This is a genomic window from Candidatus Methanodesulfokora washburnensis (assembly GCF_003947435.1).
GTDB classification, from domain to species: domain Archaea; phylum Korarchaeota; class Korarchaeia; order Korarchaeales; family Korarchaeaceae; genus Methanodesulfokora; species Methanodesulfokora washburnensis.
The window spans coordinates 1-15,371 of the sequence record NZ_RCOS01000097.1 but is presented as its reverse complement, the minus strand read 5'-3'; the positions used below and the strand labels follow the sequence as shown (position 1 = coordinate 15,371).

The window sequence follows — 15,371 nt, the reverse complement described above, 5'->3', positions numbered from 1 at the left end:
ATTTCACCAATTATATAAATATCTTTATTACTTCCAACTTTTTCAAAAGCGTCTTTTATATTACCTTCTTTTGATTGATACGCATGCGTACTCCAAGTAACTATAACCGGCTTTCCGTCAACTTTCCAATAGTTTGGCAAAGATGTGTAATTTGAAATTAAATCTTCAACAGCTTTAACAAACGCTTCTTTCACCTCCGGGTTATCAAAATTATATGGAGGGGGTTTCCCAGTTTCGTCAAGGAACGTACTACAGAAGCTAAATTTTATTTGGTTAAATAAATCAGCTTCCATATTTTTCTTAAACGTCTTTTCAAGCCCGATAAATGCTACTTTTGGATTATGATAAGGATATGGAAATAAAAAAACATTTATTCCATGCCCGGTGGCCCAATCAACATGTTTGTTAAAAACTATGTTATCATCAGAATAATATAAACCTAATAATGGTTTATCTGGCAAATCTTTTGGTATACCCTGTCCAGGAGTATACCAATTATAGTAATGAGCTGCTACTATTATTCCTTTGTCATACAATTCTTTCCCAAAATTTTCAAACTGTCTTATATAAGGTGTTTTCACTTCTACCATTTTTTCATTCCCAGCAAGGTCTCTAACCAAAGCAACTATTTTGTACTCTCTACCACCAACAATATCTTTTATTGGAACTGAAAACTTTTCTTCCAAACTGTCAAACTTTCCATCAACAGGAGTTAAGACGAAATTTCTCTCTTTATCTGGAGGAAATACCTTGGGATAATCCTCAGGCCTCATCCCATATTTCTCAATCATGTATGTATATTCAACAGGTATGAATCGAAGTTCAGCATAGGAAATGGGAGTCTTATCATCTCTAGCGGTAAAGGTCACGTTAATATCGTAAATTTTATCCAGATTTTCCCTTGTAGGAGTCCAGCTCAGATTTACTATTGAAGGTAAAGTTGGATTGACAAATCTATCGTCGAACAAATTTTTCTCGGGATCATCAACTCTGTTATCCGAGAGGATATTATCCAGAATCATATTCACCTCTTTTGAGTTCCTTTTGTCCTGTGGCAAACTTGCATATAGATCTACCAATTCTTTTGAGCTCTCATCGAAGTCAACATTCTTAAATCTCAAAGCCTCATTCTCAGGCAGCTTCTTCAAAGCATAAGCAAGGAGATAGTTTGGCTTGTTCGGATCTGTTCCGTATTCTCTCTCCTTAATATCTGGAATTCCATCGTTATCCGAATCCCTGTTCATGTAGTAGACAGCTAACGAGGAAGTGAGAATTAGAACAAGAACCAAAGTGAGCAAAACAAGAGCCCTCAAGCCAATCACCCTCTTGCTGGTTATCAGCTTGGGGATTTCATATATAAATTTTTGTTCATATGCCCGCACATAATTTTTCTAAATTTTAATTTTTTCTCATTAGTATGTTTCTGAGAACCTCAAGATAGGCAAAACCATCTTTTGTATCTGGCTCTATGTGGTTGTGAGCGAAGAACTCGTTAAAATGACCAACAATTACATGATTTCCGTATTTTAATGCTATCGAGACCAATTTGCCATATCGCTCTGCACTCCTCTCGAGAAAAGGTGCGTTGAAATTCGGAAATAATTTAAAGTAGAGATATGGCTCCCATCCGGGGTTGATCGATGGAATTAGGTCGTGATTGTATTCATCCGTATGCGATTTCCATAATCCAAGTGCTTTATCCGTATAGCTCACAAAATCCCTTCTCGCATCAGGGTCGCCGTAGTTATTGACCCACATGTCATCCGCAGAAACGGCATCGAATGATCTGAGCAGCTCCATCATCTTCTGGTCTGTGGGTGGAAGAAAATTTCCCAGCGCATCGCAGATCAAATATAGCTGATGGGTTTTTGCCGCTTCTCTGAGCTGTTTTAATGCGCTTTGAACATCACCGATGAAAAACCTCGATGCATCAAAGAACACGACTTTTCCACCCTTTACCTCTAGGTAAGAGGGATGAGAGAAGTAGTTCTCGGCAAGATAATTAAAGTCATTGATAAGCTGCTCCCTATTGGTGGAATCTGACAGGTTAAATTCTCCCTTCTCATTTTTCTTCAACCTTCCCCCGGATTCATACAGGATGGCGAATTTTATTTGGCCGATAAGTTGATTTCTCAGAATTTCCTTCAGGACCATGTCATTGAATCCCCCGGGACCTCCTGCATATCCCCAGCTGATTAGGAAATAGTCTATTCCATGGCCAGTTGCCCAATCTATATGCTTACTTATCAGTATAGGGTCATTGGAGGCATAGTGCCCCAAGAGAGGACTTAATCTGTACCCTAAGGATTCCCACTCCTTTTCATTAAACCAGAAGTGAAACCAAGGATCATCTTCATTATACCATGGATAATAAAAGGCTCCAATTAATATATCATCCAAAGGAGCTATGTTCTCATACTGCCTTATGTAGGGAGTTTTTACCTCTTTTCTCAGGATTCTCCCAGCAGAATCCTCCCCCTCAGCCGATATTATGTACTCCCTTCCCCCAGCCAGATTAGTGAAGTTCACCGATATATTTCCTGGCTGCAGGTCAACTGATCTTATGCTCTCATTCGGGAAAACTGCTGAGTAATTCTCCTGTCTCATGCCATAGCTGCTGATGAAGTAGCTGTATTCAACTGGAATTAGCTTTAATTTCAGCCATTTTAGCTGATCCGCATTCTTCACTTTTATTTCCACCCTTATGTCGTATATCTTGTCGTTCACAATCCTGATAGGCTCCCAGCTCAGGGATATCTCATTTTGAGATATATTTGAGGTCGATTGTTTTTGTGTCTCAGGTGTTTTTGGCATCTCAGATGGTTTTGATATCTCAGGAAGCCCCATTAAAATAGCAATCACTATTATCGCAGCAATAACCAAGATCGCTTTCTGATATGACCTCAACGCGAACACCCCTTCATATATTATATTTTTCTAATACCTCTTTGAGAGCTAGAAGCATTCCAAAACCATATTCGGAGTCGGGTTCTACCAATGCTTCCTCAAAGAAATTATTAAACTCTGTAATGAATAAGATCCTATAATTCTTGTCCAAGTATTTCAGCTCAAACTCAAGCCTTTCCTTAAATTGTTGCGGATTTCTCTCTATCCTCGGCCATTCCGGATTTCCCCAGAGAGCATACCTGTAGCTTATGCCGGTAGTAACAGATGGGATAAAAACTAACTTGTTATTACAGAAATTAGACCACTTTTCGTTTCCAATCTTCTTGAATTCCAACCACTTTCTGTTATCTACAGGGTTTTCCACCTGAGATCCCTTGAAGTAATTTCTGTACCAAAGAAAACCATCATATAAACCGGCAGCAGGCATAATAGCATCAAACTGCCCTGCAGCATCTCCCCACCTCACAGCTAAAGGATTATTTTGGGGAAAGATGGTCTCAGGATCCGCTAGGGGATGAGCATGATCGCTTACCAAAAATAGATTGTATCTTTCCTTCAAAATTCTTATCTGTGAAATATCTCCGAAGAAGCCCTTGCTTTCATAGATGTACAGCAGAGGTCTGTTACCTATTCTAAAATATGATGGATGACTAAAATAATTTTCGGCTAGGTAGGAAATATCGTTATTTAAAATTTTAACATTTTCTGGATCGGAGAGATTCCACCCTGGATTGGAATTTTTCAGCCTCCATATCGTTTCATAGAGAATTGCAAACTTTATATTTCCTCTTTTCACAAGGTCTGCATTTAGAAAGTAGTACTTCAGCGCTTCATCTTGATAATCTTTGCCTGACCACTGTATGAGAAACAGGTCTATCCCATGTCCTGTAGCCCAGTCGATGTGTTTATTGATTACTAAGATATCCTTTGAGGAGTAATTTCCAAGTAGTGGAAACACATTGCCTTTATAGCTTTTCCAATTATCACCCTTGCCCCACCACAGAAGATATAAAACACTCACTGTAATATTATCTTTCTTTGCAATGTTCTCAAACTGTCTTATGTATGGCGTTTTCACCTCAGCAGTCCTCTCATTTCCAGCTGAATCCCTAACCAAAGCAACTATCTTGTACTCTCTTCCACCAACAATATCCTTTATTGAAACTGAGAACTTTTCCTCCAAACTATCGAACTTTCCATCAACAGGTGTTAAGATGAGAACTCTCTCCTTATCTGGTGGAAAGACCTTAGGATAATCCTCGGGTCTCATCCCATATTTCTCAATCATGTATGTATATTCTACAGGAATGAATCGAAGTTCAGCGTAGGCTATTGGTGTCTTATCATCTCTAGCTATGAATGTTACATTAATATCATAGATTTTATCTAAATTTTCCCTTGTTGGAGCCCAATTTAAGTTATCTATCGAGGGTAAAGTTGGATTTACGAATCTATCGTCGAACAAATTCCTCTCATGTTCATCAATTTTGTTATCTGCGAGTATATTATCCAGAATCATATTCACCTCCTTCGAGCTTCTTTTATCCTGTGGCAAACTTGCATATAAGTCCAACAAGCTTTTTGAGCTCTCATTGAAGTTCTCAACATCCTTAAATCTCAAAGCCTCATTCTCGGGCAGCTTTTTTAAAGCATAAGCAAGGAGATAGTTTGGCTTATTGGGATCTGTTCCATATTCCCTCTCTTTAGAATCAGGGATCCCATCGTTATCCGAATCCCTGTTCATGTAATAAACAACTAATGATGAAATAAGAATTAGAACAAGAATTAAAGCGATCAAAACAAGAGCTCTCAGGTCACCCACCTCTCAACACATCCTTTAGAATTTCCAAATAGGTAAAGCCATACCCTTCAGAAGGTTCTACTTGTGTGCCTTCAAACCATTCATTGAACGAAGTGAGAAAAACTATTTTCGGACTAAAGGCTTTATTAACCTCCCGTAAATATAATCTGAATCCGTCCAAGGATCTATAGATCACTGGAGCTTTAACAGTATTCCTATAATCGTACCTATTATCTTCACCCGGGGCAATTGTTGGAATAAACGGCTTCCCATGTTCTTTACATATCTTCTCTAGACCTTTCATCCAGTTAATTGTATAAGGAACATCCTCCTCAATGCCCATATCCCTTGTTGTTTTATCGTTGAGGAAAGGGCTATAATGATATATCGCATCACTAGAGTAAAATACCTCCATTTTGTGAAAAATATTGATGTCATCGCTTACTATGTAGAGATCCGCTCCCAGTTTACTTCGCGAAAATCCTCGCACTTCTCTAATTGCCCTTTCTATGTTTTCCTGGGTAGATATAAATCTATTTGCTGCACCCCAAAGGACTACAACCGGTTTTCCGTCAACTTTCCAGTAATTTGGCAAAGATGCATAGTTAGAAATTAAATCCTTGATAGCTTTGACAAACTCTCCTCTTACTGTTGAATTATCAAAATTGTAGGGAGGCAGACCAGCTTCATCGACAAAAGTACTACAAAAACTAAATTTTATTTGATTAAATAATTCAGCCTCCATATTTTTCCTAAATATTTTCTCTAGCCATGTAAATGCTATTCTTGGATTATGATATGGATATGGAAATACAAAAACATCAATTCCATGGCCAGTTGCCCAATCAACATGCTTGTTAAAAACTACGTTGTCATCCGAATAATATAGACCCAATAATGGTTTATCTGGCAAATCCTTTGGTATATCGTACCCTTTAGTATACCAGTTATAGTAAAAAGCGGCAACAGTAATGTTATCAGTTTTAGCAATGTTCTCAAACTGCCTTATATAAGGTGTTTTCACTTCAACTATTTTTTCATTTCCAGCTGAATCTCTAACTAAAGCAACTATTTTGTACTCTCTACCGCCTACAATGTCTTTTATTGGAACTGAAAATCTCTCCTCCAAGCTATCGAACTTCCCATCAACCGGTGTTAGTATAATGTTCCTCTCCTTATCTGGTGGAAACACTTTCGGATAATCCTCTGGTCTCATCCCATATTTCTCAATCATGTATGTATATTCAACAGGAACAAAGCGAAGCTCGGCATAAGCTATTGGTGTTTTATCGTCTTTAGCAACAAATGTCACATTAATATCGTAAATCTTATCCAAATTTTCCCTTGTTGGAGTCCAATTTAAGTTATCTATTGTAGGTAAGGTTGGATTGACAAATCTATCATCGAATAAATTCTTCTCGTAGTCATCAATCACGTTATCAGAGAGAATTTTATCCAGAAGCTCATTCACCTCCTTCGAGCTTCTCTTATCCTGCGGCAGACTTGCGTATAGGTCAACAAATCCCTTAGAGCTCTCATTGAAGTTCTCAACATCCTTAAATCTCAAAGCCTCACTTTCAGGCAGTTTCTTCAAAGCATAAGCGAGAAGGTAGTTCGGCTTGTTCGGATCCGTTCCGTACTCCTTCTCCTTATAATCGGGGATCCCATCTCCATCCGAATCCCTGTTCATGTAGTAGATAATCAGCGATGAAATAAGAATCAAGATAAGAATTAAAGCAATTAAGATGAGGGGCTTTCTCAAGCCAATCACCTTCGCAATATTTACCTCTCCTTCAGAAGCTGTTGAGTTGTACCGCTCAGGTCTATCGGTATTCTGCCTTCCATCCTCTCAAGCTCGAACAGCCTGTCAACTTCCCTGAACACCTCAGATAAATGGGCTATTCCAGCGATGATAAGCTCCCTTATTGCCTCGCTTCTCGACCGAAAAATTCCGTGCTCAACAAGCTGATCTATCTGCTTCAGCTCCTGCTCCCTCAACCTCACGGGAACCTTGCTGACCATACGTACACTAATACGTATTTGCATATAAACCTTTTCAACAGTTCAGCAGGCTTCTGCTGGAAATAATAGGATTTGCACTTAGCGAGTGAGGAGCTTGAGGAGTCCTTGGGAAATTCCTAGATCATAATATATTGGATTCAGTGAACTGATAGCAAGGCTTAAATTTGAATCCATCCAATTTTGTTGATGGAAGTTGACAGAAGGGCTAGAAGAAGGATCAAGTTTATAGGCTATTTGAGACCAACAGGCCGAAGGATAAAGTACATCAGGGTAGAGAGATGGGAATAAGAGTGAGGATCAGGTTGTTGATGGAGGAGAAGGGGATGGAGACAGCTGCTCTCGTGAACTCTGGTTTTGAGAGCTCGGAGCCAGATATCTGCATCCCCATCGGCTTAGCAAAGAGGATGGGCTTGTGGCCCTCCTTGAAGTTTGAGAGCGAAGAGGCATCCACAGCTGGAGGGGAGGTCTCTATTTTCCGCCTTCCAGTGAAAGCTGAGGTGCAGTTGATTCTAAACGGTGAGGTGAGGGCAAGCTTCCCCTGCAACATAATAGTGAATCCATATGTGGAGGAGGTTTTGCTCAGCGATTACCTGATAGATGAGCTGGGAATCATTCCAATAAGCTTTAGAAAGGGGCTTTGGAGGCACAGAACTGATAATGAGGATGTTGTGAGGGAAAGCGAGGGACCCCAGTACTGGAGATAGCACTGTGCAGATTGGAAAAAGCACTCGCATAATGTATTGAAGGAATTAGAGAAATATGCAGCTGTAGATTGTTTGGAATGTTCGAAATAGAATTCCCGTTTTTGAGAGAAGTTCATGACTGCATAGTTTATGTAGGTCAAGCTGGGTTTTTGATCTCCACTGGAATTAAGAGTCTCTGGGCATCCTTTCGACAGGCTCTATCCCTGTACCTTCTGTTAGATTCATAAATTCACAATCTCATATCCTAGATAGAGTAGTCTTTTATAAGAATCATGGATAATTCCCCTACCAGTATTGGGGCTTCTCGCTGTACCTTATCTTATCAGGCGGGTCATCAAAAAACCTCCACTTCCCCGATCCAATGGCAAGCAGGACTAGACCGAGCTCCTCTGCTAGTTTATCGCTTATCAGGACCTCCTCCTCTATCAACGATATGATTGCATCTGAAAGCTTGGGACCAACCTCTCTGTCGTTTGTCAAAACCCAGACATCTAGGGCATCCCTCACCAGAAAAACCCTTGAGGGACCTCCAGCAGTTCCAACCTCCATTATGCTAGATGTGATTGGAGGAGGGTATAGGGAGATTTGCTTGGCTACAGAAATAGGTATCAGGATCTGCGGGCTTTCAGCCTCAAAACCGCTGTTAACAAGGGCTGAGACCTCGATAACCTGCTGTGAAACTCTTGATTTAACCCTCAGTCTTACCCTTACCGCCATGCTCACGCCTCAAGGGATAGATATGGCCGATCCTTCCCCTCCTTAGCGGGTAGATATGGCCGATCCTCGGCCTCATACTACATTGATGGGCTAGGTTTTATTAAACTTTTTGCTAGGAGAAGCGAGGATCCATCCAGATATTGTTTCAGGAACTGCAGCTCTGATTTCCTCTGTGATGAGTTTTTGTTCAAAAAATGCTTGAGGAAATGCTGAAAGATGCAGGGAATAAGCATGGAGAAAGCTGCTAAAATATTTCAAAAATATTAAAAAAGGTTAGAGATAACCCGCATTTAACCCTCTTATCCCATTCTTCCAGCTTCTTATCAGCCCGGCAATGTGGATAAATCCCCTCTCCTCAGCCATATCCGCTGGTGTCTTGCCCTCCTTATCCATAGCATCTGGATCAGCACCGCTCTGGAGAAGCAACCTGACCACATCGGTGTGTCCTCCCAAAGCGGCCCTGTGCAGTGGAGTTGCACCATTCTTGTTCTTTGCATTCACTCTCGCACCTCTCTTAATCAGCAGATCAGCAGCATAAGCATGGCCCCTCCATGAGGCATAGTGTAGTGGGATGCAGTCATCCTTATCCCTTGCATTGATATCAGCTCCTCTGTCAATCAGGGATTCAATTGCATCAACATGGCCATTCAGTGCCGCATAGTGCAGTGGAGTTGCACCATTCTTGTCCCTTGAATTTACATCAGCCCCTCTGTCAATTAAAAGCTCTATGACATCAACGCGGCCGCTGCCGGCAGCAGCATGGAGGGGAGTGAAACCATCACTATCCCTTGCGTTCATATCAGCCCCTCTCTTGATCAGCAGATCCACAACATCAGCTTTACCTCCAAATGCCGCATATTGTAGTGGAGTTGCACCATTCTTGTTCTTTGCATTCACTCTCGCACCTCTCTGAATCAACAGATCCACAACATCAGCATGGCCTCTAAGCGCAGCATAGTGCAGTGGAGTGCAACCATCCCCATCTTCTGCATTTACATCAGCCCCGTTATCGATAAGGGATTCAATTGCATCAACATGGCCATTCAGTGCAGCATAGTGTAGAGGAGTCGCACCGTCTTCATCCCTCTCATTCACCTCCGCTCCTCTCTCAACCAGAAGCTCTATGACATCGGCTTGACCTCCGAATGCAGCAGCATGCAGAGGAGTGGCACCAACTTTATCCTTCATGTTCACATAAGCTCCTCTTTCGATCAAAAGCTCGACTAAATCAGTGCGTCCGCTCAGTGCAGCATAGTGCAGAGGAATTGCACCGACCTCATTTCTAGCATTCACCTCAGCTCCTCTCTCAACCAGAAGCTTGGTTGTTTCAGCACGCCCGTTGAATGAGGCATAGTGCAGTGGAGTGAAGCCCATCCTATCCCTGACATCCACAAACGCGCCCCTCTCAATCACCATCTTAACTACATCAGTGCGTCCACTGAAAGCAGCATAGTGCAGAAGAGATGCGCCTATGTCATCCCCTACAAAATCATCGACCATGGTGTCATCAGCACCATTAGATGCATCCCTGTGTAATTCAGACCTCTTCATATGACCACCTCCTGTTTCCCAAGACATCCTAAAGTGGAGTAAATATAAAGCATCTTGTTCAAACTCCAAACGAAAAAGTCAACGGCAGGGCTTCTAAAGCTGAACAGAGCTTCAGATTAATTGATTTTATAATATATTTAACTTATAAGTAGCAATACCTTTATAAGCTCATTGACTTTATTCCGAAATAGATTTACCGTTAAGCTGTTTAATATCCTTTTCAGCTGGAGAGGAAGATCCCAGCTATCAGCTTCTTCTCGGCTCAATGCTAAGGAGCAACAGGGAGTAAAGCAAAAGTATTGTGGCCAGAATTGGTATGGGAATCAGGCTGTGGATCCAGGAGGAGCCAAGTGTGTCTATCCACTGCATCATGGACTGCATATTTGAGGTGGCTATAGCCTCCCCAGCTATGTCCCTAGTTAAGGATATTGTCACAGCTGATTTGAGGAATAGATAGACCGTCAGCATAAACGAAAGAACGCTTATTATGATGCCTATGAGGCCGAATGTCCTATAACGGTTATTCATATGGAAAATATATTCAAGACCTTTATAAAATTAATGGTATTTGTCGTGAATGAGCAGAGGGCATTAACTGCTCTCCAAGCTCTCTGTTTTCTTCCTGTAGTACTTAGCGATTGCATCAATTGCATCTATTAGCTTTAATGCTAGATAGAGGATGAAAGCTATTATCAATACCGGAAGTACTATGAGGATCAACGGCAGGATATCCATCAGCTGATCACCTTACATAAACATCTTTCCCAGTTTCCATATAAACACATCGCTTTCTTATGTTTTTATTATAATACCAGAGAAAAAATTATACAGCATATATATTGTGAGGTGTAAAGTCTCAGGTGCAGCGATCTCCAGTTGATGTGCTGAATGGCTTGAGAGAGTTGAGAGCAGCTGCGCTACTGCAGATAGCAGCATCAATACTCGTGGGAATTTCAGGTTTCATGCAGCTTCCACTTCCATTCAATTTCGAACCTCTTGCAGTGGGATTATCCCGGTCTGTTTTGCTGGTTGTAGCAATGATACTCGCCATAATCAGCGTTTATTTTTATCTTCTCCCTTCAGCAGAGCAGTTTTCTTTGCAGAAACCGGAGGAATTCTCAACTCCCTCAAAGCTAATGAGAGCAGGATATCTAGGAGGTGTTACATTGATATTATTATCAAATTTAATAATTATTGTAGGTGTAACAACGATGGGGAGCAGTGGGAGCTTGGGAACAAATCTTGCTATTCTGGGAAGCTTAGCCCTTGCCATAACGGGAGGCATAATGCTCCTTGCAGGATTGATAGGGATAATAATATACTTCCTCAGGCTCAAAGACATGTTCAACTCAACGCCATTTCTGATAACAGCGATTTTGCTGGCAGCATCCGTGCTTATACCGGTAGGCTTCATAGCATGGATTCTCGCATTTGCTGAGGCAAGCTTGCTGGAAAAGAAGATCTCAGTGAGATAGCACTAATTTTATTCTTCACACTCTTCTTGAACATCCTCAACCATCTATCGGGATTCCTGTGTGAGTCCCCTTAGCCATAATTCCCAGTTCAGTAAAATATGTTAGCAAATGCCATTCTTATGTTTTCCTGCTCGATTTCCATCGCCTGAATTCCCCCGCTGCCAGTTTCAATTAATTATAAGCAATGTTTGCGCATCATTCATAACAACAGGATGATCAGGCTCATTACAACTGATACTATGAGTATGATGTCAGCAATCCATCTGATCCAGCCCAGACTCTTCCTTATCAGCTCCAGTGTTCTCCTTATCTCTCTCAAATCCTCCTCGCTCATCCCACAATTATGGCGGGCATTCCTTATAAATCCATCTCCTCAGTCCTTCCTAATCTTTAAGCCTTATTATATTCTGCATAAAGTTTATATAACATATGGCCACAGATTATTGATGACACCCCGGAGGATATTGGAGCTGATAATATTATTATTTATATTAGTTATATTTTTAATTTTGTTTTCAATTCTATTCTTCATGCCCTCCAGATCCGAGATTCATACAGAGCTCTCTCAAGCTGTCAATGTCGTCTCATTCCCTCCCAGATGGTCAGTTCCCAAGTGGTCTGTTGAGGAGGATCTCATGAGCAAGACATACAATCTTGAGGAAATGAGGATCACCTTGCTTGTCAGAAGGCCTTTTGTCTGCCTTTCAGCTGAAATTGGGAACGAAAGCCTCGTGAATGAGTCCTCCATAAAATCTCTCCTTCTCCTGAATCCTCCCTGCTATGGAAATTATTCGCATCTACCTGAGGAGTGCGTTAAGAGATGTATTCCCGGTCTCTTCCTTTCGGTAGAGGGAAATAGAACAACTTGGGAGCTTCTTCTTGGAAACTTCACCGATAGAATACTGATCATCAACGATGGAAAGGAGAGGATCACGATAGAATCCATAAGGACGCAGTCAGGCGAGGAGATCTGGGGGCAAGTTGAGGAAGTGCCAGCATAGTTGAGAAAGAATTTTTGCATCAAGGCAATTTGAGCAGGCCACTATCCAGCTGGCAGTATCACTGTGATTATCTGCACATTTGCCACCACAGGCCACTTGTATGGCCTGATGTGAATGTAGTAGTATCCGGAAGCCAGCGTAATAGATTGATCAACGTAGAGCTTGTTATCCCACTCGCCGATGGTCTGGTAACTCCTCCAGATGGAGTAGAATTTGGCTGAGCACTCAGGTGTTCTGTTGAGGGGACTCATCATCTCAACCTTGACTGTAACTGGAACCGGATCAGAAGTGCTCAATGATTTTGCGTTTATTCTCACCGTTACCTCCCCCTTGTGATCGGGTGGGATCACGATCGGGAAGTAGGCATCCACATATTCTAGGGTGAAGTAACAGTCTCCACTGAAGGAATCGATGCTTTCAAATGCAGATGTCACATCAAACGTGGATGTCACATTTGATCCTCTCCTCAAGCTTTCATATTCGCCTTTAAGGACATTGTACCTGCTCAGGAGGTCATTGTACTGTTTCTTCAGGGTGTTGTATTGGCTCAGAAGGCCTGAGCAGTTGTTCATGAACAACTCGCACCTAGCCATCTCCATCTGGCTTTCACTGAGCTGCCAGAAGGAGGAGATGAGGTTTCCGTATGAGGATCGCAGGATTTCATAGTTCCGGTGCTCCATGTAAAGCAAGGAGCAGAGAAGGATGATCACAACGATCCCGATTGACATCCCAACGAGCACAACCGCACGGCTCATCTCTGGTCCATAAGCATACCGGCAATTGCATTAAATCTTTTTGTACAGGGATTAACAATGATAATGAACATAATACTAAATTTCTCATCTACAGAAAATTTATATAGATACACGTTCTCCATATATGGTGAGCTGGAAGATCAGAATTCTCCATATTACGCTGTGGTTCCTGTGCTTTCTCTCCTACTTTATGCCATGGGCCGGTGTGGGAAGCGGCATATTCATGCCATGGATCAATGCAGGAAGTGAGGTTTTCACCGGCTGGGATTTTGTATTTCCGTTCAGCATTACCTACTTGATAGGCCTTCTTCTCGGGCTTTTTGCTGTTGTCAAACAGAGCAAATTTCTCAACATTGTCAGCGGAGTGCTGATGATCCTAGGTGTTGTGGGGGCAATAATAGGAATAGCTCAAGGGGCTTTTGTCAGCGATCCATATTGCGATAAGATGTTCGGGAAATGGGGACTGGCGCTTGCATCAATTGCATCCACAATATACACTCTCACGGGAATTGCTATGATAACTTCGGAGAAGATGCCTCCTGAAAGGAAGCATCTGAAATCCGCTCTCATATATCTGATTTTTGCTGTGGTGCTTGCGGGAGCAGTTGTCCTCCTCATGGATATGGGAACGGAGTGGGGTCTCTCTTTTGCCTTGAGATCCATCAGCATAGCTGATCGCTGTGGCTTTCCATCGGTTATGATCTCATTTGATGCCAAAGAATATCCAATTTATTTTCGCCTTTTAACACCAGATGGAGCTGAGATATTCCATTATCATGTTGCCAGCCCCAGAAAGGTCATCTACATGCCAATCGAAGAACAGAACAAACACCGTTTGTTATACAGGACAAACATTGTGGGGCCCAGAAAATACTTAGTTGAGATAAATCTAATCTACAGCGGGGAGATTTTAAGCAGGGAGATAGAGATAAAGGGAGCAAGGGCGGATATAAGGGTATTGAACGTCAGGGTTGAGAGATCCTCTCACCTCATTTGCAATTCCATCAGCTGTCCTGTGATAAGCGAGGTCGATGTTGAGGTGAAAAATGATGGCGATGTCCCGCTATATTTCGAAACCTTAAAACTCCTTCTGGATGGAAAAGAAGTGCCATTTTATATCACTAAGGGAAGAGCATCGCTCAATCCAGGGGAGAGTGAAATACTTTACCTGAAGCCCATTGAAATACCTGCGAATGAGGCCCATGTGATTGAGATCCTGATACCGGAAGTAACAAGCATATCATACAAGTTTGAGCCCTGACATCATTTTCTTCATTTTTAGTTTTCCAAGCTATTTCTGATAGCTTCATTATCAGTATCGCACTATCTTTCTCACGATTCGGCAAACTCCTCGATTTGAGAATTTATTAAAAGATTAAATATTAATCTTCCACTCAAGAGAGGTTGTCAAGCTTCTAAATAAGATTATAAATCGGGGAAGATAGGCCTTGAAATGAGCGAAAATGAATGGGATATGGTTGCCCCCTGTGGGCTTTACTGCGGGGAATGCACAGCTTTTATCGATGGGAGATGCGGTGGTTGCAGGTCAAACAAGGGTTTAAGCAAGGAGTACAGAAAATATTGCAAAATTTATAAATGCTCATATAATAAGAATATAAGGATCTGCTTGGATTGTAGCAAGTTTCCGTGCAAATTATTTTATTTCTTTAGAGCCGAGAGGCTGGAGGAGAGCTCCTGGTTTCTGGATGTATGGGTCAACATGAAGCAGATCAAGGGGATAGGCTTGGAAAGATTTCTCAGGAGAAGGATAAATATATTGACAGGGAATATGTGCTACGCAAAATTGGGATTCGAAGCAATAGTTGACGTTGCAATGTGACAAGGAACGCTCGCCAACCACTTTTATAGATTATGATTTATTTAATTCTCCTAGAGGATCAATATCTTATGATCTTGATAATAATGAATATGCTCCTCATTTTGGAAAAATAGAGGATAGGACTGGGAGATCATAACAGTGGTGGAGAAAAGCGCAACGTACACAAAAGAATAAACCCGTAAGATTTTTGTTTCCACATGACAGCTATGCGAGATGAAGTTCACGATAATCTTGAGGAAGGAAGATGAAGGAGGGTATTCCGCTCAGTGCTTAGAGCTTCCTGGATGTATAAGCGAAGGAGAAACAAGGGAGGAAGCTTTAGAAAACATAAGAGAGGCAATTAAAGGTTATCTTGAGGCTTTTCCAGAGGAAGTTGAAAAAGCAGAGAGAAAGAAGGAGCTGGTGGAGATAGTTGTCTGAAAGGCTGCCATCTACTTCTTGGCAGTTGTGAAGGCACTAAGCAAAGCAGGCTTCAAGGTTGTTCACCAGAGAGGAAGTCATATGTACCTGACGGATGGAAAGCACAAGATCACAGTACCTAAGCATGATCCTATAAAGAGAGGCACTCTGCTCCCGGTACCAATCTGGCTTCACAAAA

General features: G+C 41.7%; 18 protein-coding genes. 7 read left to right on the top strand and 11 right to left on the bottom strand.

Features of this window, described 5'->3' with window-relative positions:
- The 5 genes from D6D85_RS08105 to D6D85_RS08085 all read right to left on the bottom strand — a co-directional run.
- On the bottom strand, positions 1-1,313 hold a 1,313-nt coding region (locus D6D85_RS08105; RefSeq protein WP_133308303.1), incomplete at its 3' end, for a hypothetical protein.
- Positions 1,314-1,398: 85 nt separating this feature from the next.
- A complete protein-coding gene (locus tag D6D85_RS08100) occupies positions 1,399-2,907 on the bottom strand; it encodes a hypothetical protein (RefSeq protein WP_125671555.1) in 1,509 nt (502 codons plus the stop codon).
- A gap of 13 nt (positions 2,908-2,920) precedes the next feature.
- Positions 2,921-4,729, bottom strand: coding sequence for a hypothetical protein (locus tag D6D85_RS08095; RefSeq protein WP_125671554.1), 1,809 nt, complete (start codon positions 4,727-4,729; stop codon positions 2,921-2,923).
- Positions 4,722-6,470, bottom strand: a complete 1,749-nt coding sequence (locus tag D6D85_RS08090) for a glycoside hydrolase family 99-like domain-containing protein (RefSeq protein ID WP_125671553.1) — start codon at positions 6,468-6,470, stop codon at positions 4,722-4,724. The genes D6D85_RS08095 and D6D85_RS08090 overlap by 8 nt, the downstream gene beginning before the upstream one ends.
- Positions 6,471-6,490: 20 nt before the next feature.
- Entirely contained in the window at positions 6,491-6,730 is a 240-nt protein-coding gene (locus tag D6D85_RS08085) for a ribbon-helix-helix domain-containing protein (RefSeq protein WP_125671552.1), read from the bottom strand.
- Positions 6,731-7,008: 278 nt separating this feature from the next.
- On the opposite strand from D6D85_RS08085, the gene D6D85_RS08080 reads away from it, so the two are divergent.
- Positions 7,009-7,434: a hypothetical protein gene (locus tag D6D85_RS08080; RefSeq protein WP_125671551.1), complete on the top strand. Its 426-nt coding sequence runs from the start codon at positions 7,009-7,011 to the stop codon at positions 7,432-7,434.
- Positions 7,435-7,719: 285 nt separating this feature from the next.
- Here D6D85_RS08080 and D6D85_RS08075 read toward each other — a convergent pair whose 3' ends face one another.
- The 4 genes from D6D85_RS08075 to D6D85_RS16285 form a co-directional block, all read right to left on the bottom strand.
- A complete protein-coding gene (locus tag D6D85_RS08075; RefSeq protein WP_125671550.1) occupies positions 7,720-8,151 on the bottom strand; it encodes a hypothetical protein in 432 nt (143 codons plus the stop codon).
- Between the two features lie 273 nt (positions 8,152-8,424).
- Positions 8,425-9,702: an ankyrin repeat domain-containing protein gene (locus D6D85_RS08070; protein ID WP_161969768.1), complete on the bottom strand. Its 1,278-nt coding sequence runs from the start codon at positions 9,700-9,702 to the stop codon at positions 8,425-8,427.
- A gap of 246 nt (positions 9,703-9,948) precedes the next feature.
- Positions 9,949-10,230: a hypothetical protein gene (locus D6D85_RS08065; RefSeq protein WP_125671548.1), complete on the bottom strand. Its 282-nt coding sequence runs from the start codon at positions 10,228-10,230 to the stop codon at positions 9,949-9,951.
- A 63-nt stretch (positions 10,231-10,293) separates the two neighbouring features.
- On the bottom strand, positions 10,294-10,437 hold the full coding sequence (locus D6D85_RS16285; RefSeq protein WP_161969767.1) for a hypothetical protein: 144 nt from the start codon (positions 10,435-10,437) through the stop codon (positions 10,294-10,296).
- Positions 10,438-10,562: 125 nt separating this feature from the next.
- Here D6D85_RS16285 and D6D85_RS08060 point away from each other — a divergent pair, with 125 nt between their 5' ends.
- Positions 10,563-11,177, top strand: coding sequence for a DUF973 family protein (locus D6D85_RS08060; RefSeq protein WP_125671547.1), 615 nt, complete (start codon positions 10,563-10,565; stop codon positions 11,175-11,177).
- A gap of 199 nt (positions 11,178-11,376) precedes the next feature.
- Here D6D85_RS08060 and D6D85_RS17035 read toward each other — a convergent pair whose 3' ends face one another.
- The gene (locus tag D6D85_RS17035) at positions 11,377-11,511 is read right to left on the bottom strand and encodes a hypothetical protein (RefSeq protein ID WP_272914427.1); all 135 of its coding nucleotides are present in this window, start codon (positions 11,509-11,511) and stop codon (positions 11,377-11,379) included.
- A gap of 196 nt (positions 11,512-11,707) precedes the next feature.
- Between D6D85_RS17035 and D6D85_RS08055 the strand changes: the two genes are divergently transcribed.
- On the top strand, positions 11,708-12,178 hold the full coding sequence (locus D6D85_RS08055; protein WP_125671546.1) for a hypothetical protein: 471 nt from the start codon (positions 11,708-11,710) through the stop codon (positions 12,176-12,178).
- A 41-nt stretch (positions 12,179-12,219) separates the two neighbouring features.
- On the opposite strand, the gene D6D85_RS08050 is transcribed toward D6D85_RS08055, so the two are convergent.
- Positions 12,220-12,933 (bottom strand): hypothetical protein, encoded by a 714-nt coding sequence (locus D6D85_RS08050; RefSeq protein ID WP_125671545.1) that lies wholly within the window; start codon positions 12,931-12,933, stop codon positions 12,220-12,222.
- A 127-nt stretch (positions 12,934-13,060) separates the two neighbouring features.
- Between D6D85_RS08050 and D6D85_RS08045 the strand changes: the two genes are divergently transcribed.
- The 4 genes from D6D85_RS08045 to D6D85_RS17030 all read left to right on the top strand — a co-directional run.
- The gene (locus D6D85_RS08045; protein ID WP_125671544.1) at positions 13,061-14,194 is read left to right on the top strand and encodes a hypothetical protein; all 1,134 of its coding nucleotides are present in this window, start codon (positions 13,061-13,063) and stop codon (positions 14,192-14,194) included.
- A 192-nt stretch (positions 14,195-14,386) separates the two neighbouring features.
- Positions 14,387-14,773: a DUF3795 domain-containing protein gene (locus D6D85_RS08040; RefSeq protein WP_125671543.1), complete on the top strand. Its 387-nt coding sequence runs from the start codon at positions 14,387-14,389 to the stop codon at positions 14,771-14,773.
- Between the two features lie 213 nt (positions 14,774-14,986).
- Entirely contained in the window at positions 14,987-15,193 is a 207-nt protein-coding gene (locus D6D85_RS08035) for a type II toxin-antitoxin system HicB family antitoxin (protein ID WP_125671542.1), read from the top strand.
- A 27-nt stretch (positions 15,194-15,220) separates the two neighbouring features.
- The coding region (locus D6D85_RS17030; RefSeq protein WP_272914428.1) for a type II toxin-antitoxin system HicA family toxin at positions 15,221-15,371 on the top strand (151 nt) is incomplete at its 3' end.

Coding starts and splice junctions, on each gene's coding strand:
- D6D85_RS08085 (WP_125671552.1), bottom strand. CDS start 6,730: ATGGTCAGCAAGGTTCCCGTGAGGTTGAGGGAGCAGGAGCTGAAGCAG.
- D6D85_RS08080 (WP_125671551.1), top strand. CDS start 7,009: ATGGGAATAAGAGTGAGGATCAGGTTGTTGATGGAGGAGAAGGGGATG.
- D6D85_RS08075 (WP_125671550.1), bottom strand. CDS start 8,151: ATGGCGGTAAGGGTAAGACTGAGGGTTAAATCAAGAGTTTCACAGCAG.
- D6D85_RS08070 (WP_161969768.1), bottom strand. CDS start 9,702: ATGAAGAGGTCTGAATTACACAGGGATGCATCTAATGGTGCTGATGAC.
- D6D85_RS08065 (WP_125671548.1), bottom strand. CDS start 10,230: ATGAATAACCGTTATAGGACATTCGGCCTCATAGGCATCATAATAAGC.
- D6D85_RS16285 (WP_161969767.1), bottom strand. CDS start 10,437: ATGGATATCCTGCCGTTGATCCTCATAGTACTTCCGGTATTGATAATA.
- D6D85_RS17035 (WP_272914427.1), bottom strand. CDS start 11,511: ATGAGCGAGGAGGATTTGAGAGAGATAAGGAGAACACTGGAGCTGATA.
- D6D85_RS08055 (WP_125671546.1), top strand. CDS start 11,708: ATGCCCTCCAGATCCGAGATTCATACAGAGCTCTCTCAAGCTGTCAAT.
- D6D85_RS08050 (WP_125671545.1), bottom strand. CDS start 12,933: ATGAGCCGTGCGGTTGTGCTCGTTGGGATGTCAATCGGGATCGTTGTG.
- D6D85_RS08040 (WP_125671543.1), top strand. CDS start 14,387: ATGAGCGAAAATGAATGGGATATGGTTGCCCCCTGTGGGCTTTACTGC.
- D6D85_RS08035 (WP_125671542.1), top strand. CDS start 14,987: ATGAAGTTCACGATAATCTTGAGGAAGGAAGATGAAGGAGGGTATTCC.